The 24169-nt window shown below is 71.3% G+C and carries 17 protein-coding genes; 9 read left to right on the plus strand and 8 right to left on the minus strand.

The features are described from left to right. Positions 1 to 48: 48 nt before the first annotated feature. The 6 genes from ACIRD7_RS36685 to ACIRD7_RS36710 all read right to left on the minus strand — a co-directional run bounded on the left by ACIRD7_RS36685 (position 49) and on the right by ACIRD7_RS36710 (position 9581). Complete coding sequence (locus tag ACIRD7_RS36685) at positions 49 to 408, minus strand: DUF779 domain-containing protein (protein WP_403460210.1); 360 nt, start codon at positions 406 to 408, stop codon at positions 49 to 51. Positions 409 to 460: 52 nt separating this feature from the next. Further along, positions 461 to 5428, minus strand: a complete 4968-nt coding sequence (locus ACIRD7_RS36690; RefSeq protein WP_403460211.1) for a family 43 glycosylhydrolase — start codon at positions 5426 to 5428, stop codon at positions 461 to 463. Positions 5429 to 5642: 214 nt separating this feature from the next. Continuing rightward, positions 5643 to 6275, minus strand: coding sequence for a DedA family protein (locus ACIRD7_RS36695; RefSeq protein ID WP_403460213.1), 633 nt, complete (start codon positions 6273 to 6275; stop codon positions 5643 to 5645). A gap of 94 nt (positions 6276 to 6369) precedes the next feature. After that, positions 6370 to 7632: a sugar ABC transporter permease gene (locus ACIRD7_RS36700; protein ID WP_403460214.1), complete on the minus strand. Its 1263-nt coding sequence runs from the start codon at positions 7630 to 7632 to the stop codon at positions 6370 to 6372. A 14-nt stretch (positions 7633 to 7646) separates the two neighbouring features. Continuing rightward, positions 7647 to 8420 (minus strand): ATP-binding cassette domain-containing protein, encoded by a 774-nt coding sequence (locus tag ACIRD7_RS36705; RefSeq protein WP_403460215.1) that lies wholly within the window; start codon positions 8418 to 8420, stop codon positions 7647 to 7649. Between the two features lie 45 nt (positions 8421 to 8465). After that, positions 8466 to 9581 carry a sugar ABC transporter substrate-binding protein gene (locus tag ACIRD7_RS36710; RefSeq protein WP_403460216.1) on the minus strand — a complete coding sequence of 372 codons (1116 nt, stop codon included), beginning with the start codon at positions 9579 to 9581 and terminating at the stop codon, positions 8466 to 8468. Positions 9582 to 9805: 224 nt separating this feature from the next. On the opposite strand from ACIRD7_RS36710, the gene ACIRD7_RS36715 reads away from it, so the two are divergent. The 4 genes from ACIRD7_RS36715 (at position 9806) to ACIRD7_RS36730 (ending at position 14057) form a co-directional block, all read left to right on the plus strand. Then, positions 9806 to 12322, plus strand: a complete 2517-nt coding sequence (locus ACIRD7_RS36715) for a SpoIIE family protein phosphatase (protein ID WP_403460217.1) — start codon at positions 9806 to 9808, stop codon at positions 12320 to 12322. Between the two features lie 10 nt (positions 12323 to 12332). Beyond that, complete coding sequence (locus ACIRD7_RS36720; RefSeq protein WP_403460218.1) at positions 12333 to 13427, plus strand: sugar ABC transporter substrate-binding protein; 1095 nt, start codon at positions 12333 to 12335, stop codon at positions 13425 to 13427. 65 nt (positions 13428 to 13492) lie between these two features. Continuing rightward, positions 13493 to 13669: a hypothetical protein gene (locus ACIRD7_RS36725; protein WP_403460219.1), complete on the plus strand. Its 177-nt coding sequence runs from the start codon at positions 13493 to 13495 to the stop codon at positions 13667 to 13669. Between the two features lie 103 nt (positions 13670 to 13772). After that, on the plus strand, positions 13773 to 14057 hold the full coding sequence (locus tag ACIRD7_RS36730) for a hypothetical protein (protein ID WP_403460220.1): 285 nt from the start codon (positions 13773 to 13775) through the stop codon (positions 14055 to 14057). Here ACIRD7_RS36730 and ACIRD7_RS36735 read toward each other — a convergent pair. Continuing rightward, entirely contained in the window at positions 13940 to 15013 is a 1074-nt protein-coding gene (locus ACIRD7_RS36735; RefSeq protein WP_403460221.1) for a LysR family transcriptional regulator, read from the minus strand. The two genes, ACIRD7_RS36730 and ACIRD7_RS36735, sit on opposite strands and share 118 nt — an antisense overlap. A gap of 241 nt (positions 15014 to 15254) precedes the next feature. On the opposite strand from ACIRD7_RS36735, the gene ACIRD7_RS36740 reads away from it, so the two are divergent. The 3 genes from ACIRD7_RS36740 (at position 15255) to ACIRD7_RS36750 (ending at position 20869) form a co-directional block, all read left to right on the plus strand. Then, a complete protein-coding gene (locus tag ACIRD7_RS36740; protein ID WP_403460223.1) occupies positions 15255 to 17600 on the plus strand; it encodes a glycosyl hydrolase family 95 catalytic domain-containing protein in 2346 nt (781 codons plus the stop codon). A 35-nt stretch (positions 17601 to 17635) separates the two neighbouring features. Next, the gene (locus tag ACIRD7_RS36745) at positions 17636 to 19531 is read left to right on the plus strand and encodes a glycoside hydrolase family 97 catalytic domain-containing protein (RefSeq protein WP_403460224.1); all 1896 of its coding nucleotides are present in this window, start codon (positions 17636 to 17638) and stop codon (positions 19529 to 19531) included. 105 nt (positions 19532 to 19636) lie between these two features. Beyond that, positions 19637 to 20869 carry a glycoside hydrolase family 88 protein gene (locus ACIRD7_RS36750; RefSeq protein ID WP_403460225.1) on the plus strand — a complete coding sequence of 411 codons (1233 nt, stop codon included), beginning with the start codon at positions 19637 to 19639 and terminating at the stop codon, positions 20867 to 20869. An 18-nt stretch (positions 20870 to 20887) separates the two neighbouring features. Here the strand turns inward: ACIRD7_RS36750 and ACIRD7_RS36755 are convergent, their stop codons facing one another. Continuing rightward, entirely contained in the window at positions 20888 to 22150 is a 1263-nt protein-coding gene (locus tag ACIRD7_RS36755) for an alginate lyase family protein (RefSeq protein WP_403460226.1), read from the minus strand. 240 nt (positions 22151 to 22390) lie between these two features. Between ACIRD7_RS36755 and ACIRD7_RS36760 the strand changes: the two genes are divergently transcribed. Then, positions 22391 to 23476: an S-(hydroxymethyl)mycothiol dehydrogenase gene (locus ACIRD7_RS36760; RefSeq protein ID WP_403460227.1), complete on the plus strand. Its 1086-nt coding sequence runs from the start codon at positions 22391 to 22393 to the stop codon at positions 23474 to 23476. Continuing rightward, on the plus strand, positions 23476 to 24105 hold the full coding sequence (locus ACIRD7_RS36765) for an MBL fold metallo-hydrolase (RefSeq protein ID WP_403460228.1): 630 nt from the start codon (positions 23476 to 23478) through the stop codon (positions 24103 to 24105). The genes ACIRD7_RS36760 and ACIRD7_RS36765 overlap by 1 nt, the downstream gene beginning before the upstream one ends. The last annotated feature ends 64 nt before the right edge of the window (positions 24106 to 24169 follow it).

Consider the following 24169-nt stretch of genomic DNA (forward strand, 5'->3'; position numbering starts at 1 on the left):
CCCAGGACTCAGGGGAAGTGCACCAGACGGCGATGGCCGTCCGGGTTTCTAGGCGCCGACGACGCGCGAACGGATGAGGAAACGCACCCCCTCGGGTGCCTCCAGCGAGAAACCGCTGCCCCGCCCCTCGACCACGTCGACTATCAGCCGGGTGTGGCTCCACACCTCGTACTGGTTGCGCGACATCCAGAACGTCACCGGCTCCGCCACGCCCTCGACCTGAAGCTCGGCGAGCAGCACGTCCGAGTCGCCGGTACGGAACTCGCCCTCCGGGTAGCACATCGGGGCGCTGCCGTCGCAGCAGCCGCCGGACTGATGGAACATCAGCGGACCGTGCGCCGCGCGCAGACGGCGCAGCAGGTCGGCGGCCGCGGGGGTGAGCTCGACGCGCGGGGTCTCCTCATACATGACGGCAAGGGCAGCACGGGCAACGTTGCGAGGGGGTTGCACGGGCCGCCCGCTAGCGGCGGCCCCCGCCGACGGTGACGAAGCCGGTGGCCCGCGCCCCGGTGACGTTGTCGTAGACGACGTCACCGGTGGACTTCTTCCAGATCCTGATCCGGAAGGTGTCCGGGCCGTCGGTGGCGGTGACACGGAAGCCGTACCCGGCGGTGCCGTTCACCGTGCCGGTGCCCTCGAGGACCGCCCGGGACCCGCTCACCACGAGCCAGTCGGAGCCGGTGGAGCGGAACCTCAGCCCGGCCCGCGCGAAGTCGAAGTCGGCCTTTCCGCTCGGGACTGCGGCTCCCTTCGGGTAGGTGGCGGCGAAGGAGAAGGCCGCCTTCCCGGTCAGGCCGGGCCTGGCGGGGAAGGCCCCGGCAGGTGAGGTGATCACGCCCGTTCCCAGCGCCGGCCCGGCGGCGCGGTCGTAGACGATCAGCTCGGGCAGGGTGGTGCTGTCCGAGCCCCCGTCGGAGTCGGTGACGGTGAGGACCGGGCGGTGGATGCCCGCCCCGCCATAGCTGTGCCCGGCCCGGCAGGTGGTGCCCTCGACCGTGCCCGCCGTCGGCTCGGTGCCGTCCTTCCAGTCGACCCGGCAGGTGTGGGTGTCACCGATGTCGGCGTCCCGGAACGCGGCGCTGACGGTGGTGCGGTGACCGGCCGGGACGGGGGACGCCGGGCCGCTCGCCGACACGATCGCCGGAGCGCGGTTGACGACCGGGTCGATGCCGGTCAGCGTCGGCACGACCTTCTCGATCAGACCGTCGGCGCCGAACCGCAGCTTGTCGAGGGTCGTCTCGCGGTGGGTGCCGTCGCCACCGGGGATCGCGAACCGGTGGTAGGCGATGTACCACTCGCCGGTCTTCGGGACGTGCACCACCGAGTGGTGGCCGGGGCCCTTGATGCCGAGCGAGAGGTCCTTCTCCAGGATCACGCCGTGCTTGGTCCAGGGGCCGGTGGGCGACGGGCCGGTGGCGTAGGCGACGCGGTAGTTCTCGTCGCGGGTGTCGTTCTCCGACCACATGAAGTAGTAGGTGCCGCCGCGCTTGACGACGAAGGAGCCCTCGTTGTAGCCGCTCGGGGTGATGTCCGTGACCTTCGAGGTGTCGACGGACGTCATGTCGGCGTTCAGGGGCGCCACGTAGGCGCGCCCGTTGCCCCAGTACAGATACGACCGGCCGTCGTCGTCCGTGAACACCGCCGGGTCGATCATCTGGCCGCTGTACTGCCCTGCCTTGAGCAGCGGCCGGCCGATCGCGTCCTTGAACGGGCCCGTCGGCGAGTCGGACACCGCGACGCCGATGTTGGCCTCGGCGCAGAAGTAGAAGTAGTACTTCCCGTCCTTCTCGGCCATCGTCGGCGCCCAGGCCCTGCTGTCCGCCCACGACACGTCGGGACCGAGGTCGAGGATGACGCCGTGGTCCTTCCAGTGGACCAGGTCGGTGGAGGAGTACGCCTTGAACCGCGTGCCGCTCCAGCCGTCGAAGCCGTCGGTCGTCGGGTACAGGTAGTAGGTGTCGCCGAAGCGGACGATGTTCGGGTCGGCGTTGAGCCCCGGCAGGACAGGGCTGCGCATGACCGGCGCCGAGACCGTCCAGGTGCGCTTCTTGCCGTCGGAGCCGGTCACCTCGTACGTCACCGGCTCGCTGAAGTCCCGCACGGTGCCGGAGGCGGGGCTGATCGCCGCGCCGTGGGCGAGGGTGAACTCCGGGGCGAGGGCGGTGAGATCGGTGCCCTCCTTCATCGGGAGCGTGATCCGGCTGTGCGCGTTGTCGATGAGCGCGTCGACCTTCAGCGCCGGATGCGCCGCCTTCGCGATGCCCGCGGTGTTGCCGCTGAGCTCCATGACCTCGGCGGCCGAGAGGGCCCGGTCGTAGACGCGGAAGTCGTCGACCTCGCCGCCGAAGTACGGGTCGGCCGCGTACAGGGACCTGCCGATGTAGCCGCTGTGATCCTTGCCCGCGTCGTACAGCTCGGACGGCTTGATCGTGGTCGTCGTCCGGGCCGCGGCCACACCGTCGACGTAGAGGACCATCGCGCCGGTCGAGCCGTCGAGGGTGACCGTGACGTGCCGCCACTCACCGGGGGTGAGCTGTGAACCGGCGGTCAGCTTCGACTCCGCCGACCAACTGGCCTTCGTGATGGCCGAGTAGAGGCTGGAGCTGCCGTTGGAGGGCGTGGCGAAGAGGTACTTGTCGCTGTCGGGCCCGAGCCCGAACAGCCACTGGAAGGCTGCGCCGCCCTTCCACTTGGCGTACGTGGACACGGTCACGCTGTCGGCGTCCTTCAGCACGCCGTTCGGGATCTTCACATAGGGCGAGTCCGATTCGCCGGACATCCTGAACGAGGCGCCCTCGACCCCGGTGCCGAAGTCGGGCGTACGGACGTAGGTGCCGTGCCGGCCGTGGCCGCTGGAGTCGCGGGCGATGCCGCCGCCCGTCTCGTCGAAGGCGTAGTGCAGGAGCAGGCCGGCGGGGACGTCCGGGCCGTCCCGCGACACGGTGACCTCGGCGCGGACCGGGAGCGCGGCGCCGTCGGGCAGGCTGCCGGTCACGTTGAAGGTGCCGGGCTGCGCGTACTTCGACTCCGGGACGTCCTCCCAGGTCACCGCGACCGGACGCTTGACCCCGTCGGCGTACGTGGCGATCACCGTGGCGGGCAGGACGGGGGCCTGTCCGACACCGGTCCGCACGGAGACGTCCTCGACGCCCTCCACCAGCTGGTCCGGCTGGTAGGCGCGCAGCAGACGGTCGTACTCGGCCTGGGTGACCGGGAGCACCGTGCCGTGGCGGGGCCTGGCGGGGAGGTCGTAGCCGGTGGAGGGGGTCCAGGTGCCGGAGGCGAGGTCGGTCGTCTCGAAGGGGATGTAGCCACGCCCGCCGAACTCGTCGAGGAACGCGTACCACTTGTCCCCGGTGTTCGACTTGAACACCAGTGGCCCCTCGGCGGCGCTCATCGCGCCCTTGCCGATGCCCTCGGCGACGGCCTCCCAGGAGAGGTTCAGGAGAGAGTCGCTCTTCTCCTCGAAGACGAACTTGCTGTTGGGGGTGGAGGAGCTGTTGTTGCGCTCGTCCTTGGAGAGGCGGAAGTACGTCCCGTCGTGCCGGATCACCGTGGAGTCGATGACCGAGTAGCCGCGGTCGATCCAGACCTTGGGCTCGCTGAAGGTGTGGAAGTCGCGGGTGGTCGCGTACATCATCCGGTTGTACGTGTCGCCCGAGTGCGCCTCGTTGTCGTACAGCTTCGACGCCCAGAAGACGACGTACTCACCGCGCCGCGCGTCGTAGAACGCCTCCGGCGCCCAGGTGTTGCCCGCGCTGTCGGGGGAGACCTTGACCAGGCGCTGGTTCGTCCAGTGGACCAGGTCGGTGGACTCCCAGACCATGATCGACTTGCTCCCGGTGCGCTGTGCGGCGTCCCAGTCGCCGTTGCCGTAGATCCTGAGGTCGGTGGCGATCTGGTAGAACTTGTCGCCCTCGGGGGAGCGGATGATGAACGGGTCGCGCAGACCCTTCTCGCCCAGCGTGGAGGTCAGGACGGGCTTGCCGTCGTTCAACTCCCGCCACTTCAACGGGTCGTTGCCCTTGCTTAGCGCGGCGTAGAGCTGTTCACCGTCGGCCGTGCCCTCGCCGGTGAAGTAGCTGAACATATAGCCCTTGAGGGCCTCTTGCTCCGGCAGTTCGGGCACCTTGGCGGTGAAGGCGCGGGTCGTGCTCGCCTCGCCCTTGGTGACGGTGGCGGTCAGTTCGACGGTGGTGGCGCCGGTGCCGTGGGCGGGGCGGTGCACCACGCCGTCGGACGCGATGACGTCCGGGGTCGCGGAGGTCCAGGTGACGTGGGTGCCGTAGGCGCCGGTCGCCGGGAGGGTGAGGTTGCCGCGGACGTCGTCGAGGTTGTGCACCGTGAGAGCCGCCGCGGCCTCCTCGGTGGCGGTCGCGTCGTCGAGGTCGGGGAGCACGGTGACGTCGAAGGTCCTGGTGTCGGTCACGTTGCCCTTCCTCAGGGTCGCCGTGAGCGTGGCGTGGGCGTCGGGCTGACCGGCGGCGGGGCGGGTCACCTTGCCGGAGTCGGAGACGGCCGCGGGGTTGTCGCTGGCCCAGCTGATCGTGGAGCCGCCGGCCGTGCCGGTCCTCGGCAGATCCAGGTCTGCCACGACCGCACCGGTGTCACCGAGGCTCAGCGCGGCCTTGTCGTCGGCGACGCCCTGGGTGGCGACGGGCAGGGCGAGCTGCCCGACCTCGGAGGCGGCGAGGGCGCGGTCGTAGACGCGGAAGTCACGGATGCGGCCCTTGAAGAGCTTGTCGCCGGAGTAGACCGACCTGCCGATGTGGTTGGCGGTGGTGGTGCCGGAGCCGATCGAGCCGGGGGTGACGCCGACCGAGGTGTTGCGGCCGACCTCCACGCCGTCCTCGTACAGGACACCCGTGCCGCCGGTCTGGGTGTAGGTGAGGTGCTTCCAGACCGAGCGGGTCAGGTTGTGGGAGTCGGCGGGCTTGGTGGTCTGCTCGGTCGACCAGTTGCCCGAGGCGATGGACGTCCGCAGGGAGTTGCCGGTGGTGAAGAGGTAACCGTCGCCGCTGGTGCCGCTGGAGTTGCCGAAGCCGTAGATGAAGTACGGCGTGGTCTGGGCGGAGTCGACCATCACGTCCAGCGAGACGGAGATCGAGTCCATGCCCTTCATCACGTCGTCCGGCACCTTGAGGTAGGTGTCGGAGCCGTTGAAGGCGAGGCCCTGACCGGTGCCCGACCAGTCGGCGGTGCCGTTCACCGTGGCGTCCAGACCGTGGCCCGAGGCGTCGGCGGCGGTGCTGCCGGAGGAGGCGTCGAGCTTGTACCAGAGGGCGAGACCGTCGGTGATCTCGGTCGTCGCGGCCTGTGCCGGAAGGGCGGGGGCGGTGAGTCCGAGTAACAGCGACGCGGCGGTCAGCCCGGCGAGTCGGGCCGCCAGGCGTCTCGCGCGGACACGGGCACGTGCGATGTACGGCATGTCGAGTTCCCTGCTGAGGCATGGCGGGGCCGCGGCCGTGGGCACCCTGCCGTTTCGGCTGTGTGACGTCGTGTTGCGAGAGTGTCAATCGGGGCGTGGCACAGCGTCAAGAGTTTTCGAACGATGTCCGACTGGCCGAACGAGAACTTTTCCGGGCCCCTCCGATGCGGGAGAACCCGTCGCCGGTACGGGAGTTGACCGGGGCGGCGCCCGGTCAGCGGTCCCGCTTCGCCCGGCGTGCCTCGGTCAGCAGGGGGAGCAGCGGCAGCAGCGAGACCAGCACCACGAGCCCGACCAGCGGCAGCAGATAGTCGTCGATGTCGGGCACGGACTCGCCGAGCGCGAATCCGGCCAGGACGAGACCCTGTGTCCAGAGCAGGCCGCCGACGATCTGCCAGATCGTGAAGGTGCGCGTGGGGACGCCGAGGGCCCCGGCCGCCGGGTGCAGGACGGTGCGTACCATCGGGACGAAACGGCCGATCACGAGGGCCTTGCCGTAGCCGTAGCGGGCCAGGAGCTTCTCCGCGCGGGCCGCCGTGTCACGCACGCGGGGTCTCGAGGTGCGGGCGAGCAGGGCCCGGCCGCCGTGCCGTCCGATCAGGAAGCCGACCTGGGCGCCCACCAGCGCGCCGACGGCCGCGCACAGCAGCACCTGCCACAGGACCAGCCGGGCCGCCTGGTCGGCGCTCGCCGCGCAGAGCACACCGGCCGGGAACAGCAGGGTGTCGCCGGGCAGGAAGAAGCCGACCACGAGCAGGCCGGACTCCGCGAAGATCACCACGAGGACGCCGATGGCCCCGAACGCGGCCAGCACCGAGTCGCTGTCCATCGGGTTGACGGCGATCACCGGCCCTCACCTCCCGGCGCCCTCGGCGCCCGCCCTTCCCCCAGCATCCCGTGGATGCGTCGCGGGCGCCTGTCCCACCGGTAGGAGCCCGCCGTCAGGCCCGGCCGTGCACTTCCTGCGAGCGTCGGGACACCGCGTCGATGACCACGGCGGCGAACAGCACCCCGCCCGTGATCATGAACTGGACCGCGGCCGGCGTGTCCGTGATCGCCATGCCCGAGGCGATCGACTGGATGACGAGCATCCCGAGCACCGCGGTCCAGGTCGAACCGCGCCCGCCGAACAGGCTGGTCCCGCCGATCACGGCCGCCGCGATGGCGTTGAGGAGCAGCACGCCCGAGCCCGAGGTCTGGCTCACCGAGGTGATGCGCGAGGCCAGGAACAGTCCGCCGATCGCGGCCATCGTGCCCGAGACCGCGAGCACCGCCGTCTGCACCCGTGTCACGTGCAGGCTGGCGCGCCGGGCCGCCTCGACGCCGCCGCCGAGGGCGTACACCTGGCGGCCGTAGTGCGTGCGGCGCAGCACGATGTCGAGGCCGGCCACCACGACGAGGAAGATCAGCAGCGCGAGCGGCAGGCCCTGGAACCGGTTGAGCAGATACGCGGCGGCGAACGCGATCACCGCGAGTCCGCCCGCGCGCAGTGCGATGAGCTGGAGCGAGCGGTGCGGCATGCCCGAGGCCATCCGGCGCCGCCGGTCGAGGTAGGAGACGAGGAAGACCATCCCGGCGGCGAGGGCGGCCAGTCCGTAGGCGACGGCGTCGTCGGTGAAGTAGTAGCTGGTCAGCTTGGCGATCAGGCCGTTCTCGTCGAGGTTGATGGTGCCGCTGGTGCCCAGGATGTACAGCATCAGGCCGTTCCAGGTGAGCAGCCCCGCGAGGGTGACGACGAACGCCGGCACCCGGGTCCGGGCGAACGAATAGCCCTGCACGGTTCCCGCCGCCGTGCCCGCGAACACCGCGATGATCAGTGCCAGCCACTCGGGCACCCCCTGGTTCACGTTCAGCACCGCGAACACGGCCGCCGCGAGCCCGCTGATCGAGCCGACCGACAGATCGAGCTCACCGAGCAGCAGGACGAAGACGATGCCGACCGCGATCAGCCCCGTACCCACGATGTCCACGCTGAGATTGGACAGGTTGCGCGGCGAGAGGAAGTTGTCGTTGAGGGACTGGAAGGTGATCCAGACGACGGCGAGGACGAGGACGACGGGGAGCGAACCCACCTCGCCGGCCATCAGCCTGCGCCGTGCGAAGGCGACCCAGCTCTCCAGGGTGCGGGCCACGGCCGATCCGCGGGGCGACCCGCGGTCCTCGGCGGCGGGCGCCGCGGGTTCGGCCCGGGGGCTGTCCGCCATGTCGCGCGTCCCTTTCACCACGCCGCCTCCTGATGGGTCTGCCGCCGGGGCGCGTTCTCCGTCGCGCCGGTGATGGAGGAGATGAGCTGTTCCTGGGAGGCGGTGTTCACGTCGAAGAAGCCGTTGTTGCGACCGAGCCGCAGTACGGCCGCCCGGTCGGCGAGCGCCTTGACGTCCCCCATGCTGTGGCTGATCAGCAGGACACCCAGGCCCCGGTCCCGCAGCTCGTCCACCAGGTCGAGCACCTCGTTGGTCTGCTGCAGGCCCAGCGCGGCGGTCGGCTCGTCCAGCAGCAAGAGCCGCGGCTCGCCGAGGAGCGAACGGGCGATGGCGACGGTCTGCCGCTGACCGGTGGACAGCGACACCACCGGGGCGCGCAGCTCCGGGACACCCCTGGTCAGGCGCTCCAGCAGCGCGAGGGTGCGGCGCTCCATCTCCATCTCGTCGAGGAAGCCGTACCTGCGGATCTCGCGGCCCAGGAACAGGTTGCCGACGATGTCGAGGTTCCCGCACAGCGCCAGGTCCTGGAAGACGGTCGCGATGCCGAGGTCACGGGCGTCGTTGGGGCGCCGGATGTGCACGGGGCGGCCCTCCCACTCGATGACGCCCCGGTCGGCGGGGGTGACGCCGGAGATCACCTTGACCAGCGTGGACTTGCCGGCCCCGTTGTCACCCATGAGCGCGACGACCTGGCCGGCGTGGACCTCCAGCTCGATGTCCACGAGGACCTCGACGGCGCCGTAGCGCTTGCACACGCCGTGCAGTGCCAGCAGGGGGGCGGCAGACACGGAACACCATCTCCTTCCCGTGGCCCGGACCGGGCCGGCCGAAGGTCAGGTCAGCCCGGCCGTGTCACAGGCGGCGGCGATCTCGGGGGTGCAGATCTGCCGGACCGTGTACACACCGTCCTTCACCAACGTGTCCTCGATGTTGTCGGCGGTCACGGAGATCGGGGTGAGCATGACCGCGGGAATCGTCTTTCCACTGCTCGTCTCCACCTCGTCCTTGGCCACCCGGGTGAGGTTCTCGCCGCGGGCGGCGGCCACGACCATGGCGGCGCCCGCGGCGGCCTCGGGCTCGAAGGGCTTGTAGACGGTCATGTACTGGGAGCCGGCGACGATGCGCCGCACGGCGGCGAGTTCGGCGTCCTGCCCGGTGACCGGGGGCAGCGGGCTGACCTTGTTCGCCCGGAGCGCGGAGATGCTGCCGGCGGCCAGGCCGTCGTTGGCGGCGTAGACCCCGTGGATGTTGTCGACGCCGAGCGCGGAGATGGCACCGGACATGTTCATGTTGGCGCTCTCGGGCCGCCACTGGAGGGTCTCGTACGACTTGCCGATCTTCACCTTGCCCGTCAGCACGGACAGCGCGCCCTCCTGGAACAGCACCGCGTTGGGATCGCTCGGATCGCCGTTCATCATGACGATCTGGGCGCCGGGCACCTCGTCGCCCATGGCCTTCAGCAGCGCGCGGCCCTGCAGTCTGCCGACCTCCTGGCCGTCGAAGGAGACATGGCCCGCGATCGGGCCCTCGGCGAGGCGGTCGTAGGCGATGACCGGGATGCCGGCCTCGTCCGCCTTGCTGACCGTGCCGGCCAGCGACCTGGCGTCCACCGCGACGAGCAGGATGGCGTCGACGCCCTGCGCGATCAGCGAGTTCATCTGCTGCTGCTGGGTCGCGACATCGCCCTTGGCGTTGGCGTGCTCGATCGTGCACGCCGCGCACAGGTCCTTGATCTTCGTCTCCAGCAGCCGCCGGTCCTGGGTCTCCCAGCGGGCCGTCGTCGCGTCCGGCAGCAGTACGCCGATCTGCGGCCCGCTCTCCTCCGCGGTGGCGGCGCCGCCGCCGTCCGTCCCGCAGGCCGCGAGCCCGAGGGCGGTGGAGATCGCGATCATGGTGAGGGCCACGTTCCGTAGCGACGCCTTCGAACGAGAGATCTCACTGGTGAGCATGGCGACACCTGGCCTTCTCACATGTCGACCACTTGGTCAGTGTGACACCGGCCATGGTGATCTGCGAACGCAGTAAGGGTGCCCGCACACGGTGGGTGCAAAGCAGATATGTCCGGGTCATCCATATATGCGATTCTGGTGTTCGGGCGCCCGCAAGCGATGGGAGCGAGGGTGCCCCGATCTCCTTCGGCACCTCCGGCAGGGACGGGAGGAAGGTTGCGGACATGCCTCACGACGGCCGTGCCCGAACCGGAGTTTCGGCGCCGGGGGCATTCGAGGCCGGCACCGCGGACATCGGTACACCCCCTACGGGGCCGGAGGCCGCCACGAGTGATCGCGCCCTGACCTTCGCCGGAGCGGCGCTGACCGCGCTGTACCTGCCCGGCGACGGCGACCTCGAACTGCTGGAGACGGCCGGCGGCGGCGCCCCCGAATACCGGCTGCCCAAGCGCCTGGCGCTGTCCGGCGGCTCGGCCGCGGCCCACGCCTTCCGCACCGACCGCCCCCTGTGGCTCGACGCCGCGGCCCTCGCCTCCTATCCCGAGGGCGCCCCCACCCCGCCGCGCGCGCGGACCGCCTCGCTCGGCGCGCTGCCGCTCGGCGCGGAGGGCGAGCGGCTGGGCTGCCTCGTCGTCGTGGGCGCCGCCGCGGACGGCTTCGACGCCGGGCAGCAGCGGTTCCTGGAGCGGTACGCCGACGCCGTCGCCCGCGTCCTGCGCGCCGGAGCGGACGGGACCGCGGCGGTGTCCCCGCTCAACCTGGCGCTGCGCCGGCTGCGCGTCGGATCGTTCGTCCTGGTGCCCGACACCGGACTCATCGAGGCGGACGAGGCGCTCCTCGAACTCGTCGGCATCACACCCGACGACTTCGACGGCAAGGTCGACACCCTGCTCGCGCACGCCCTCCCGGAGGACCTGCCCGCGCTGATGTCGGTCACGGAACCGTCCCTGCACACGCTCGGCCGACGGGAGCTGGAGTTCCGCGTACGCCGCCCCACCGGCGAGGTGCGCTGGCTCAGCCTCACCTGCCGGATGCCGGCGGGCTCGGACGACGAACCGGAGCGGGTGCTGGGCGTGGTGACGGCGACGCAGGTCAGGAGCCGCGGCGTCGACGACGTGTCCAGGATCCAGTGGCTGACCGCCGCGCTCGACGACGCCGCGACGGTCGGAGACGTCGCCCGCGTCGCGGCCACCGCGCTGCGCGAGCCCCTCGGCGCCGACCGGGTGGCGCTCGCCGACGTCCGCGACGAACGGCTCGTGGTCACCCTGCTCGACCCGCCGGAGAAGGACGCCTGGCCCGAGCTGTGGCGCGCGCAGTGGCGCACGGAGTGGCCCGACGCGCCCATCAGCGCCCTGCCCACCCTCCAGATGGCCCTGCGGGACGGCCGTATGGATCTGTGGCCCGCCGGCACGGCCCTGGAACCGGGACTCGCCGGCGTCGGCCGCGGCGGCCTCGCGGTGCTGCCGCTCCCCGCCAAGGGCAGCGTCGCGGGGGTGTGCCTGGTCGGCTGGGACCAGCCGCACGAGTTCATCCCCGAGGAGCGGTCCCTGCTCACCGCCACCGCGGCCCTGGTCGGGCAGGCCCTCAAACGGGCGCACGCCCACGACGCCGAGCAGGAGCTCGCCACCCTGCTCCAGCGCAGCCTGCTGCCCCGGCGCCTGCCCGAACTGCCCGGCGGCACGGCCGTCGCCCGCTATCTGCCCGCCCGGCACGGCCTTCAGGTGGGCGGCGACTGGTACGACGTCATCGCCCTGTCCGAGGACCGGGTCGCGCTGGTCATCGGCGACGTGCAGGGGCACAGCGCCGCCGCCGCGACGATCATGGGCCAGATGCGCACCGCGGTCAGGGCCTACGCGGTGGAGGGCCACCCGCCCGACGTGGTCGTGGCGCACGCCAACCGCCTCCTCGTCGGCATGGAGACCGACCTGTTCGCCACCTGCTGCTACGTCGAACTGGACCTGGAGGAGGGCACCACCCTGTTCGTCCGGGCGGGCCACCTCTCCCCACTGCTGCGCCAGCCCGACGGCACCACCGAGGAGGTCCAGGTCGAGGGCGGGCCCCCGCTGGGCATCCTCGCGGAGGCGGAGTTCCCGCTGACCGCCGCCGCGCTCACCCCCGGTGCGGTGCTCGCCCTGATCACCGACGGCCTGGTCGAGGCCGCCGACCTGCCCCTGGACGTCGGCATGGAACGCACCCGCACCGCGCTCGCCGCCGCCGACCCGGCCGACCCGGCGCGGATGGCCGACGCGCTCCTCGGCGACGGCGGCCGCCGCGAGGACGACGTGGCGCTGCTGCTGCTGCGCTACGACGGCATGAAGACCAAGCCGATCCGGGCCGGCTGGGTGGTGTGGCGGCTGCCCGACGCCGTCATGCACGCCCGCCGCTTCACCGCGCGCACCCTGCGCCGCTGGCACGTCCAGGAAGCCGCCGACGCCGTACTGCTCGTCGTGTCCGAGCTGGTCACCAACGCGCTGGTGCACACCCAGGGGTCGGTCCGCCTCGACCTGGTGCTGCGCGGGAACCGGGTCCGGGTCAGCGTGAGCGACTCCTCGCCGCGCGCGCCCGCCAAGCCGGTGATCGTGGACTGGGAGTCGACCGGTGGCCGGGGCCTGCTGCTGGTCGAGGCGGTGTCCGACGCCGTCGGCACGGTGCCGGTGGCCGGCGGCAAGCAGGTGTGGAGCGAGATCACGGTGCCGCGGGACGGGCCCGGTCCCGCGGACGAGAGTCCCGGACGGAGCTAGGAGGTCTGCGGTGAAGACCCGTACGTGGCACGCCGTCGCGGCGCTCGTCGCCGCGCTGATGACCGTGTCCCTGGCCAGCTGCGGCGAGGACGGGGACGGGGCGGGCACGGGCGGCACGGACGGCTTCACCGTCGGCCTGCTGCTCCCGAACAAGGCGACCCCCCGCTGGGAGCGCTGGGACAAGCCCCTGATCGAACAGCACCTGAAGGACCTGTGCTCCGGCTGCTCCGTCATGTACGCCAACGCCGAGAACGACGTCGCGCGGCAGCGGCAGCAGATGGAATCCATGATCACCAAAGGGGTCGAGGTCCTGATCCTCGACAGCGCCGACGCGAAAGCCATGCGCTCCTCGATCCAGCAGGCACGCACGGCGGGCGTCCCCGTCGTGGCCTACGACCGGCTCGCCGAGGGCCCGATCTCCGGCTACGTCAGCTTCGACGGCGCGGAGGTCGGCAGACTCCAGGGCCAGGCGCTGCTCAAGGCCATGAAGGAGGAGGGCGAGCGCGGGGCCGTGGTGATGATGAACGGCGACCCGAGCAGCCCCAACGCGGCCTGGTTCCGCTCCGGCGCGCTGTCGGTGCTCGCCGGCAAGGTGCGGATCGGCAAGTCGTACGACACCCGGGGCTGGAGCCCGGAGAGCGCCCACGCCAACATGGCCGCCGCCATCGCCGCGCTGGGGCCGGACGGGATCGGCGGGGTCGTGGCGGCCAACGACTCCATCGCCTCCGGCGTCGTCGCCGCCCTCAAGAGCGCCGGGGTCCGGGACTTCCCGCCCATCACCGGGCAGGACGCCGACCTCGACGCCGTGCAGCGCATCGTCAAGGGCGAGCAGTACATGACGGTGTACAAACCGTTCGGCACGGAGGCCGCCGCGGCCGCCGCGATGGCCGTCGCCCTCGGCCGGGGCGAGAAGGCCGGAGACGTCGCCACGACGACGATCGACAGCCGTACCACCAATGACATCCCGTCCGTCCTGCTCACGCCGCGCCCGGTGACTGCCGCCGACATCAAGGGGACCGTCGTCCGCGACGGCGTGTACACCGTGGCTCAGATCTGCACCCCGAAACTGCGCGCCGCCTGCGACCGGATCGGCCTCACCGGCTGAGGCGGGCTGGTCCGCACGCCGCGCCGGGCGCAGCATGGGAGAGGAACGAACGACGGAGGTCAGCCATGAAGACCGAAGCATCGGACTACGACCGCTGGCTGTACTCTCACACCCCCTCTCAGGCCGAGGGTGAGCGCGACGAGCCGGCCGGCCGCTCGGCCGTGCAGCAGCACCCGGACGTCCCCAGGACGGAGCCGTCCCAGGCGGAGGGCGAGCGGACGGACGACATCAGGAGGTCGTGACGACTCCTTGCCCAAGGTCCTTCGCGGGCTGGATCTTCGGGCGCTGGCGAGTCATACTTGAACAGGTTCAACTTGAACAGGTTCAAAAAGGGGGAAGCGCATCATGCGTGATCACACAGCGACGGCGGCTCACACGGACTCGCCCGCCACCGCGTTGGGCCCCGTCGCTCTGGTCCTCGGCCTCATCTCCACCCTCGGGGCGTTCGTCCTCTTCCCGATCGCCTGGATCGCCGCGGGCCTCGCCGTCACCTTCGGAGCGACGGGCATGCACTACGCCCGCCAGGGCATCGGCCGCATGTGGACGGCAGCCCTCGGCACGGCCCTGGGCCTGGCCGGACTGTTCGGCGGCGTCGCCCTCCTCGGAGCGCTCGGCGGCTGGGTGTATTGATCACGAGCGTTGTCGACGCCGGCGGGGCGCCGGGCCCACGCCGGCGTCCAGGTCTCCCCGGCCGGACGGTCGTACCGCACGGAGGCGAGATGTGCGCGGAGGGTGGTGAGCGCCGGGTGCGGGTTGTCGGCGCGCCAGAGAAGTGAGTGCGGGTAGACCGGAGCCGGGTCGCGCAGCGGGATGAGCCGCATGTCGTAGCCGGCCGGCCAGACCAGCGGCGTCTGGGTGCCGAGGAAGGTCGCCAGCGTCGTGGAGGCCGCGATGGTGTCGATGAGGGCCTCGACGCCGAAGTTGGGGCCGGTCGACTCGACGGTCAGTCCGAAGTCGGCGGCCAGCGCGTCGTAGTACGCGGTCCATTCCGTGCCGGGGACGTTGCCCGGCATCCAGATCCGGTGCCCGGCCAGTTGGGCGGGGCTCACCGCGCCGGCGCCGGCGAAGGCGTGCGCGGGGCCGGTGAACAACTGGATCGGCTCGTCGTGGACCGGGGTGATCTCGATGCCGTCCGGGATCAGCTGACCGGGCATGGTCACCGCGCGGAACGTGGCGTCGATGGTGCCGTCCAAGACGGCGGCGACGGCCTCCTGCGCGCCGGGGAGGGTCACGACGTCGAGGTCGATCCCGGGGTGGGCGCGGTGGAAGTCGCGCAGCACACCGGCGAGCGACATCCGCCGGCCGACCACGTCCACCCGCAGGGCGCGGCTGCCGGGGCGCACCGAGGCCCTCGCCCGTTCCTCCGCCTGGAGCAGGGTGCGGGCGTGGGCGAGGAACGCCTGCCCGTCGACGGTGAGTTCCGCGCCGCGCGGCGTGCGCGTCAGCAGCCGTACCCCCAACTCCCGCTCCAGCGCGGCGATGCGCTTGGAGACGGCCTGCTGGGTCAGCGAGAGGTCGACGGCGGCCTTCTGGAACTGGCCGCTCTCCGCGACGGCGACCAGGGTGCGTACGGCGTTGAGGTCCACGCCGGTGACCCTACGCGGAGGGACGCCGGACTGCCGACGTCCTCTCCGCCTTCTCGAATACATCGGAGGAGTCAAGAGAATGGACACGGTTCGTTGACGTGACAGAGCAGGTAGAGGCGGATGCCGTGTCCGAACTCCGCCTGGATCTGTTGCTGTTGAGGTGATTGACAGGTGTACCCAGACTGCTAGGTTCCGCGATACACCCGATGTATCGCGGATCCATCAGATCTGGAGGACACGGATGACCTCACAGCCGGACCACCCGGACCGCCCGGAGCGACGATCGGAGGTGGCGCGAAGAGTTGTGCTCGGCACGGCCTTCGGTGGCGCGGCGGCGGTGGCCCTGCCCGGGGCGGCCCAGGCCGAGGCGGCCTCACCCGCGGAGGTGCCCACCGGCGACGCGGCGAGCGGCCGGCGTCCCTGGCGGCTGCGCGACACCATGAGCACCGACGGCGCCTGGTCGAGCTTCCTGCGCGGGCAGGATCTGCTGTGGAGCAGGCTGCCCACCCGCTGGTACGAGGGCCCGTTCCTCGGGGACGGGCTGCTCGGCAGCATGGTCTACCAGGAGCCCGGCGCCAACCGGATCCGCTTCACTGTCCAGCACGGCCGGGTTCAAGACCATCGGCCTCGGTTCGGCAGCGGCTGGGGCACCTGCCGTCTGCCCGTCGGACACCTCACCCTCGACCCCGTCGGCAACATCACCGCCGTGAACTGGCGGCTGAGCCTGTGGAACGCCGAACTCACCGGCACCGTCACCACCACCGCCGGCACCCTCACCCTCTCGGCCCTCATCCACGACGAGGTCCTGGCCCTGCGCGCGACGGCCGACGGCGGCGAGCGCGTCGCCTGGACCTTCCACCCGGAGGAGGCCGTCAGCCCCCGCAAGATCAGCGAGGCCCCGCCCAGCGGCTACACCGCCAACCCGCCCTGGACCACGCGGACCGCCCCCGACGGAACCGAGCAGGTCCTCCAACCGCTCACCGGAGGCGGCCGGACCGCCACCGCCTACCGCCGCACCGACGGCGAACTGCTGCTCAGCGTCGGCCACAGCTTCCCCTCCGACACCGCAGCCGAGGCCGACTCGCTGCGCAACCTGCGGCGCGCGGCCTCGTACGGCAGCCTGAGGCGACGGCACACCCGCTGGTGGCACGCCTTCTACCGGAAGAGCTTCCTCTCGTTCCCCGACCAGCGGCTGCAGAGCTTCCACTGGATCCAGCTCTACAAGGTCGCCTCCGCCAGCCGCGCCGGCGGCCCCGTCATGGCCACCTCGGGGCCCTGGCTGGAACCCACGCCGTGGCCCGCGGTCTGGTGGAACCTCAACGTCCAGCTGGAGTACTGGCTCATCCACGGCTCCAACCACCTGGAACTCGACGCGCTCGCCACCACCCTGCGCCAGAACCAGGAGCAGCTCGTCGCCAACGTGCCCGACGCCTACCGTGCCGACAGCTCCGGAGTCGGGCGCAGCTCCGACATGTTCGCCAACCGCGCTGTGGGACAGCCGGGTTCGGGCGCGGAGACCGGCGACCTCACCTGGGCGCTGCACAACGTCTGGCTGTCCTACCGCCACTCGATGGACAGGTCCCTGCTGCGCGACACGGTCTTCCCAGTGCTCCGCCGGGCGATCAACTACTACCTGCACTTCCTCACCCCGGGCAGCGACGGCAAGCTGCACCTGCCCAGCACCCTCTCGCCCGAATACCCCGTCGTGCCCCCGCAGGACACCAACTACGACCTCGCCCTGATCCGCTGGGGCTGCCGGACGCTCATCGAGTCCGCCGAACTCCTCGGCATCGACGACGAGTTGATCCCGCGCTGGCAGGAGGTGCTGGCCAGGCTCACGCCCTACCCGGTCGACGACAACGGCTACATGATCGGCGCCGCCACCCCGTACGCCCAGTCCCACCGGCACTACTCCCACCTGCTGATGGTGTACCCGCTGTACCTCGTCAACTGGGACCAGCCCGAGAACCGCGAGCTCATCACCAGGTCGATCGAGCACTGGCACGCGCTCACCGGCGCCCATCGCGGATACAGCTACACCGGGGCCGCCTCGATGTACGCGATGACCGGCGACGGGGACACCGCGATCGGCTACCTGCGGAAGTTCTTCGACCCGACCACCCGCTACCCCTGCCAGGCCAACACCCACTACACCGAGGCCGGTCCGGTCATCGAGACGCCGCTGTCCGCCTCGCAGTCCCTGCACGACATGTTCTGCCAGAGCTGGGGCGGCGTGATCCGCGTCTTCCCGGCGGTCCCCGGCGACTGGGCCGACGTCACCCTGCACGACTTCCGCGCCCAGGGCGCCTTCCTCGTCAGCGCCGTCCGCCGGGACGGAGCCACCAGGTTCATCCGGATCAGGAGCCTGGCCGGTGAGCCGCTGCACCTGCGGCACGGCCTGACCGGCACGCTCACGGTCCTCCTCGACGACGGCACCCCGGCCCGCACCCGCGACCTCGGCGACGGCGTCCTCGCCATCGATCTGCCCAAGGACCGCGAGGTCCTCGTCCACTCCGGGTCCCGCCCCGACCTCGTCATCGCGCCCGTCGCCGTCAGCGAACCGGGTCCGGCCTGGGGGCTGCCGTAACCGTCGTCCGGCCTACGCACCACAGGGAGGGTTTCATGGCAATTCCCCTCAGAACCGCGGTCGCCGCGCTCTGCGCCGGGCTGGTGGCCGCACTTCTCACGAACGCGCCCGCTTCGGCCGACCAACGTGAGCACGTCTGGAAGGTGGCCGGCCCGGCCACGCGGGAACCGACAGCGCGCATACAGCTGGACGAGACCACCGGCACCGCCAGTATCTCCGTGACCAGAGGCGGCCGTACGGTCATCGAGCCGTCGCCCGTCGGCATCGTCACCGAACGGGCCGACCTCTCCAGGGACCTGCGCTTCCTGCACCGCGAGGACCGGCTGGTCGACGAGCGCTACCGGGCGAGGTCCGGCAAGCGACTGGACCGCCGGTTGCGTATGAACGAGACGCGCCTGTCGTTCGCCACGCCCGCGGGGGCCCGGCTCGACCTCGTCGTCCGCGCCGCCGCCGACGGCGTCGCCTACCGGTACGTCCTGCCCGCCGGCTACGGCGACGTCCTCGGCGAGACCTCGGCGTTCAACCTGCCGCCGGACGCGAGCGCGTGGCTCGGCGCCTACCGGGTCGACAACGAGGGCCAGTTCGTCGAGTACACCGCCGCGACGGCTCCGACCGGCGAGTACTCGGACCAGGCGCTGTTCGAGACCGACGGCGGCTACACCCTGCTCGCCGAGTCCGACCTCACCGGCGACTACTCCGGCGCGCGGCTCGCCCACGACCAGGGCGCCGGCACCTACCGCGTCAGGCTCGCCGACGACCGCGTCCGCACCGACGGCCCCCTGGCCACCCCCTGGCGCGCGATGGTCACCGGCGACCTGGCCACCGTCACCCGGTCCACCTTCACCGACGACCTCGCGCCCGCCTCCAAGGTCCGCGACACCTCCTGGATCAAGCCCGGAACCGTGCTGTGGACCTGGCTCGCGGGAGGCAGGGAGGCGGGCCGGAGCCTGTCGGCGCAGAAGGCCTACGTCGACTACGCCGCCGAGCGGGGATGGCCGTACGAGGCCGTCGACGCGGGCTGGTACTTCAAGGCCGACGAGTGGGACACCACCGACCCGGACTGGCAGACCGACAGCTGGATGCCCGAACTCGTCGACCACGCACGGGCCAAGGGCGTCGGCATCATCGTCTGGATCCACCAGCGCGACCTCGACACCGCCGAGGAACGCGCCCGGTGGCTGCCCACCCTGGAGCGCTGGGGCGTCAAGGGCGTCAAGATCGACTTCATGAACTCCGAGGCGCAGCCCATGCTCCAGTGGTACGACGCCATCCTCGCGGAGACCGCCGCGCACCACCTCATGGTCGACTTCCACGGCTCGACGATCCCCAAGGGCATCCAGCGCACCTGGCCGCAGGTCATGACCCTGGAGGGCGTCGCCGGAGAGGAGAAGCGCACCAACACCGCCGCCCACCTGACCACCCTGCCCTTCACCCGCAACGTCATCGGCTCCATGGACTTCACCCCCGGCGCCTTCCAGCGCGTCGGTCTGCGACCCAACTCCGACGCCGCCGAGGTCGGGCTCAGCGTCGTCGCCGAGTCGGGCCTGCAGATGTTCGCCGGCACCCCCGCGTCGTACGACGAACGGCCGCTCGCCCGCGCCTACTTCGACCAGGTCCCGGCGGCCTGGGACGACACCAGGCTGCTCGCCGGCCGGCCCGGTCGCGAGGCCGTGCTCGCCCGGCGCGGCGGGGACCGCTGGTTCCTGGGCGGGGTGTACGCCGGTGCCGCCCGCACGGCCGAGGTGCCGCTGGCCGTCGGGCCGGGACGGTGGCTGGTGGAGACGGTCGAGGACGGCACCGGCGGACTGGTCCGCGACCGGCAGGTGCTGAGGGGCGGCGACACGCTGAGAGTGGACGTCGTCGCGGGCGGCGGCTTCGCCGGTATCGCCTGCCTTTGGCGTCCTGGAATCACCACCTGCCACCGCCCCTAGCTCGTTCACACTGATGAACATCGCTCACGTGGGTGTACAGCCTGGAGCCTCTCGTGCAAGGCTCGGTCAACTTCGTTCTGACGCTGACCAGTTGGAGGGACCGGCATGAGTGTTTCCCGGCGTACTGTGCTGGCTACGGCGGCCGGTGCCGCGGCGCTAGGAGCGTCCGCGGCACCGGCCGTGGCCGCGGACGGGCCCGCCGGCCGGGTACCGGCACCGACCCTGCGCAAGCTCCGCGCGGCTGCCGACTACGCCGTCGACAAGCTCCACGCGGTCGCCCCGAACGTGACCGCCTTCCCCGTCGGCACCAAGTTCGAGAAGTGGACCTACTCGCAGAACGGCGACTGGGTCGGCGGGTTCTGGCCCGGCACGCTCTGGATGGCCTGGCTCTACAGCAAGGACGACGCCTTCCGCACCTGGGCCCTGGCGTCGGCGCAGAAGCTCGCCCCCCGCCAGTACGACACCGGCACGCACGACCTCGGCTTCCTCTTCTACCCGTCCTGGGTCACCGCCTGGCGGCTGACCGGCGACGACGCCTGGCGCACGGGCGCCCTCCGGGCGGCCGACTCCCTGATCCAGCGGTACAACCCGCGCGGACGCTTCATCAGGGCGTGGGGCGCGCTGGGCGACGAGCGCAACGCCGGCCGGGTCATCATCGACACGATGATGAACCTCGACCTGCTGGCGTTCGCGAGCGACCGAACCGGCGACGCGAAGTACCTGGACATCGCCGTGGAGCACGCGAGAACCGCCCAGCGGGTCTTCCTCCGCCCCGACGGCTCGACCCCGCACGTGTACGACTTCGACCCGGCGAGCGGCGCCCCGATCGGCCCCAACACCGTGCAGGGGTACAGCCCGACGTCCTGCTGGTCGCGCGGTCAGGCGTGGGGGCTGTACGGGTTCACCACCATGTACCGGCGCACCGGGAACCGGGAGTTCCTGACCACCGCCCGCAGACTCGCCGACTTCGCGATCGGCGCGCTGACCCCGGACCACGTGCCCGTCTGGGACTACCTCGCGCCGCAGCAGCCGTACGACATCAAGGACGCGTCCGCCGGTGCGGTCATGGCGTGCGGGCTGCTCGACCTGTCGGTGGCCACCGGCGGACAGGCCTACCGGGACGTCGCCCTGCGGCTGCTCACCGCGCTCGCGGAGACCTGTCTGACGAGGAACTCGGCCCGTGCCGACGCCGTCGTGGCCCGCTGCACCCGCAACCGGCCGAGCGAGGACGGGGTCGAGATCTCCCTTCCGTACGCCGACTACTACCTGCTGGAGGGCATCCTGCGGGTGCTCCAGCCGCAGGACGTCGACCGGGCGATCGACCTGTCCACCGTCTGACCGCCCGGACGCCGTCGCTCAGCCCGCTATCGAGTCCAGCTGTTCCGCCGCCGGGCGCAGTGCCCACAGGTCGCCGCCCGGCGGCTCCTCCAGCAGCGGTACCGCCCGCTGCGCCTTCCTGTCCCCGGCGTCGGCGGCCGCGTGGACGACGTCGGTCGCCGCGTACCGGCGGAACTCCAGTTCCGGATGCGGCCAGGCGGCGGCTCCCGTCGCGGCCGGCAGGAGATAGTCCACCGCCTTGAACAGGCTCTGCCCGTCCGGGCCGCGGTACGCCCACAGGTCCACGCCGACGTGCCGGCCGATGTCCGCGAGCCGGGTGTAGGCCACCAGGTCGAACGTCGAGTAGTGCCAGCTCCTGGTCCGGGCCAGCTCCTGGGGCTGGCTGCCGTCGGCCGCGATCTGCGGTGCGATGCGCTTGGCGCGGGCCTGAAGGACCGTGCGGCGGGCGAGTTCCCTGTCGCCGGTCGCGTGGGCCAGGCCGGCGAGCTGCATGTCGTAGAAGGTGCCGTGGTTGTTGGTGGCGGCGGCCTCCTGCTTGCCGAAGTCGCTGTTCCTGAGCCAGCCGAGGAAGTCGGTGTTCCACTTCGCCATGGCGGTGCGGTCCTTCACCGTCCAGCCGGGGGCCCCGGTCTCCAGGAGGGCGATCGCGTCCAGCACGCCGGTGTACGACTGGGAGAAGTCGATGATGCCGATGGCCCGGCCGTCGTACTTGCACGGGATGAATTGCGCGTGGTTCAGGTTCGGGTTCATCCTCGTGGCCGGATCCAGGAACCAGGAGCGCAGTACCTGCCCGGCCTTCTCGGCGTACCGCCGCTCGCCGGTGTAGTACCAGGCGAGGGAGAGGTCGTAAGCGGAGTCGAAGGTCTTCTCGACGTCCTGCCGGTCGGTGCCGGAGTCGACCTCGGGGTTGCGCTCGCCGTCCCGCTGGACGTACGGGCAGCCCCACGGGTTGTCCGGAGTCGGGGCCTTGGTGGGCCACCAGTACGGCGCCTGGCTGAGGTAGTCGTGGACGTCGCCGCCGGGGGCGGGGCGCGGCTTGTCGACGACCGTCCACGGGCCCTGGTTCAGCCAGTTGTCCGCGCGCGCCTTCAACGCCGCGGCCGCCCGCCGCAGTCGGGGGTCGCCGCGGTCGAGGCGGAGCTTCGTCTGCTGGAGACGGGCGCCGTCGAGGACGGTGGTGTGCGGGACACGGGGAGCGTGGTGTGCCTCCGCACCGGTGGCTCCGGTCGCGAACGCGGCCAGGGCCACCAACAGGACGCCGAGTCGGGAACTTGCCATCATGTCCGCCCTTCCATGTGGTGATCTTGGTCATGTATATGAACGATGTTCAGATGTGCGTTCGCGTGAGCATGACACGCACATCCTCGAGGCGAAAGGGGTGTGCGCGAGGTGGTCGCCATCGCGCTCGCGTCGAACCGCTTGACCGCCGGTCCGCCCTCCCTGATGCTGTGTTGCGGCTCATGAAATGCGTGCCGTAATGAGCAACATCAGATTCCGGTCTCGAGCAGTCGAGGAGTGGCCATGACGCACCAGGTCCGTGCTGTCGTCGCGCGGGGCAAGGGCGCCCCCGTCAGCCTGGAGACGATCACCGTGCCGGACCCGGGTCCGGGTGAGGCGCTGGTGAAGATCGAGGCCTGCGGGGTCTGCCACACCGACCTGCACTATCGCGAGGGCGGCATCAACGACGACTTTCCCTTCCTGCTGGGCCACGAGGCCGCGGGCGTCGTGGAGTCCGTAGGGGAGGGGGTCACGGATGTCGAGCCGGGTGACTTCGTGATCCTCAACTGGCGTGCGGTGTGCGGGCAGTGCCGGGCCTGTCTGCGCGGGCGCCCGTGGTACTGCTTCAACACGCACAACGCGAAGCAGAAGATGACCTTGCTGGACGGCACCGAGCTGTCGCCTGCGCTGGGCATCGGCGCGTTCGCGGAGAAGACGCTGGTCGCGGCCGGGCAGTGTACGAAGGTCGACCCGTCGGTTTCTCCGGCGGTGGCCGGACTGCTGGGCTGCGGGGTGATGGCGGGCATCGGGGCGGCGATCAACACCGGCAATGTGGGCCGCGGGGATTCCGTCGCGGTCATCGGCTGTGGCGGGGTCGGGGCGGCGGCCATCGCCGGGTCGAACCTGGCGGGCGCGGCGAAGATCATCGCCGTCGACATCGACGACCGCAAGCTGGACACCGCGAGGAAGCTGGGCGCGACGCACACGGTCAACTCCAGGGATGCCGACGCCGTCGAGGCGATCCGTGAGCTGACGGGCGGGTTCGGTGCGGACGTCGTCATCGAGGCGGTCGGCCGCCCGGAGACGTACAAGCAGGCCTTCTACGCTCGTGACCTCGCCGGCACGGTCGTCCTGGTCGGCGTTCCGACCCCGGAGATGAAGCTCGAACTGCCGCTCCTCGACGTCTTCGGCCGGGGCGGCGCGCTGAAGTCCTCCTGGTACGGCGACTGCCTGCCGAGCCGGGACTTCCCGATGCTGATCGACCTGCATCTGCAGGGACGGCTGGACCTGGACGCCTTCGTCACCGAGACCATCGCGCTGGACGACGTGGAGAAGGCCTTCGAGCGGATGCACCACGGCGACGTCCTGCGCTCGGTGGTGATGCTGTGATGGCCGCCCGCATCGAACGCCTCGTGACCTCGGGGCAGTTCAGCCTCGACGGGGGCACCTGGGACGTCGACAACAACGTGTGGATCGTCGGCGACGACCACGAGGCGATCGTCATCGACGCCGCACACGACGCCGACGCCATTCTCGAGGCGGTGGGCGACCGGCGCCTGACGGCGATCGTGTGCACCCACGCGCACAACGACCACATCGACGCCGCACCCGCCCTCGCCGACCGCACCGGCGCCCCGGTCCTGCTCCATCCGGACGACCTGCCGCTGTGGAAGCAGACCCACCCCGAGCGGGCGCCCGACGCCGAACTGGCCGACGGGCAGCTTCTGGCGGTGGCCGGCGTCGAGCTCACCGTGCTGCACACGCCCGGCCATGCCCCCGGCGCGGTCTGCCTGTACGCACCGGCCCTGGCGGCGCTGTTCAGCGGCGACACGCTGTTCTCCGGCGGACCGGGGGCGACGGGACGGTCGTACAGCCATTTCCCGACCATCGTCGAGTCGATCCGCGACCGGCTGCTGACGCTGCCGGGGGCGACCGTCGTGCACACCGGCCATGGGGACACGACCACGGTCGCCGCCGAGGCGCCCCATCTCCAGGAGTGGATCGACCGCGGCTTCTGAGGCTCTCGCGAGGGGGCTCGCCGTGGCGCCCGTTCCGCCTGTTTCCGCAGGTGGTTCGGGCGCT

This window comes from Streptomyces sp. NPDC093568 (assembly GCF_044764945.1).
GTDB lineage: Bacteria > Actinomycetota > Actinomycetes > Streptomycetales > Streptomycetaceae > Streptomyces.

What these genes read in the sequence shown, in the direction of transcription:
- ACIRD7_RS36750 (WP_403460225.1), top strand. Translation starts at nt 19,637, where the DNA reads ATGAGTGTTTCCCGGCGTACTGTGCTGGCTACGGCGGCCGGTGCCGCG.
- ACIRD7_RS36715 (WP_403460217.1), top strand. Translation starts at nt 9,806, where the DNA reads ATGCCTCACGACGGCCGTGCCCGAACCGGAGTTTCGGCGCCGGGGGCA.
- ACIRD7_RS36710 (WP_403460216.1), bottom strand. Translation starts at nt 9,581, where the DNA reads ATGCTCACCAGTGAGATCTCTCGTTCGAAGGCGTCGCTACGGAACGTG.
- ACIRD7_RS36700 (WP_403460214.1), bottom strand. Translation starts at nt 7,632, where the DNA reads ATGGCGGACAGCCCCCGGGCCGAACCCGCGGCGCCCGCCGCCGAGGAC.
- ACIRD7_RS36760 (WP_403460227.1), top strand. Translation starts at nt 22,391, where the DNA reads ATGACGCACCAGGTCCGTGCTGTCGTCGCGCGGGGCAAGGGCGCCCCC.
- ACIRD7_RS36740 (WP_403460223.1), top strand. Translation starts at nt 15,255, where the DNA reads ATGACCTCACAGCCGGACCACCCGGACCGCCCGGAGCGACGATCGGAG.
- ACIRD7_RS36765 (WP_403460228.1), top strand. Translation starts at nt 23,476, where the DNA reads ATGGCCGCCCGCATCGAACGCCTCGTGACCTCGGGGCAGTTCAGCCTC.
- ACIRD7_RS36685 (WP_403460210.1), bottom strand. Translation starts at nt 408, where the DNA reads ATGTATGAGGAGACCCCGCGCGTCGAGCTCACCCCCGCGGCCGCCGAC.
- ACIRD7_RS36725 (WP_403460219.1), top strand. Translation starts at nt 13,493, where the DNA reads ATGAAGACCGAAGCATCGGACTACGACCGCTGGCTGTACTCTCACACC.
- ACIRD7_RS36730 (WP_403460220.1), top strand. Translation starts at nt 13,773, where the DNA reads ATGCGTGATCACACAGCGACGGCGGCTCACACGGACTCGCCCGCCACC.
- ACIRD7_RS36690 (WP_403460211.1), bottom strand. Translation starts at nt 5,428, where the DNA reads ATGCCGTACATCGCACGTGCCCGTGTCCGCGCGAGACGCCTGGCGGCC.
- ACIRD7_RS36755 (WP_403460226.1), bottom strand. Translation starts at nt 22,150, where the DNA reads ATGATGGCAAGTTCCCGACTCGGCGTCCTGTTGGTGGCCCTGGCCGCG.
- ACIRD7_RS36745 (WP_403460224.1), top strand. Translation starts at nt 17,636, where the DNA reads ATGGCAATTCCCCTCAGAACCGCGGTCGCCGCGCTCTGCGCCGGGCTG.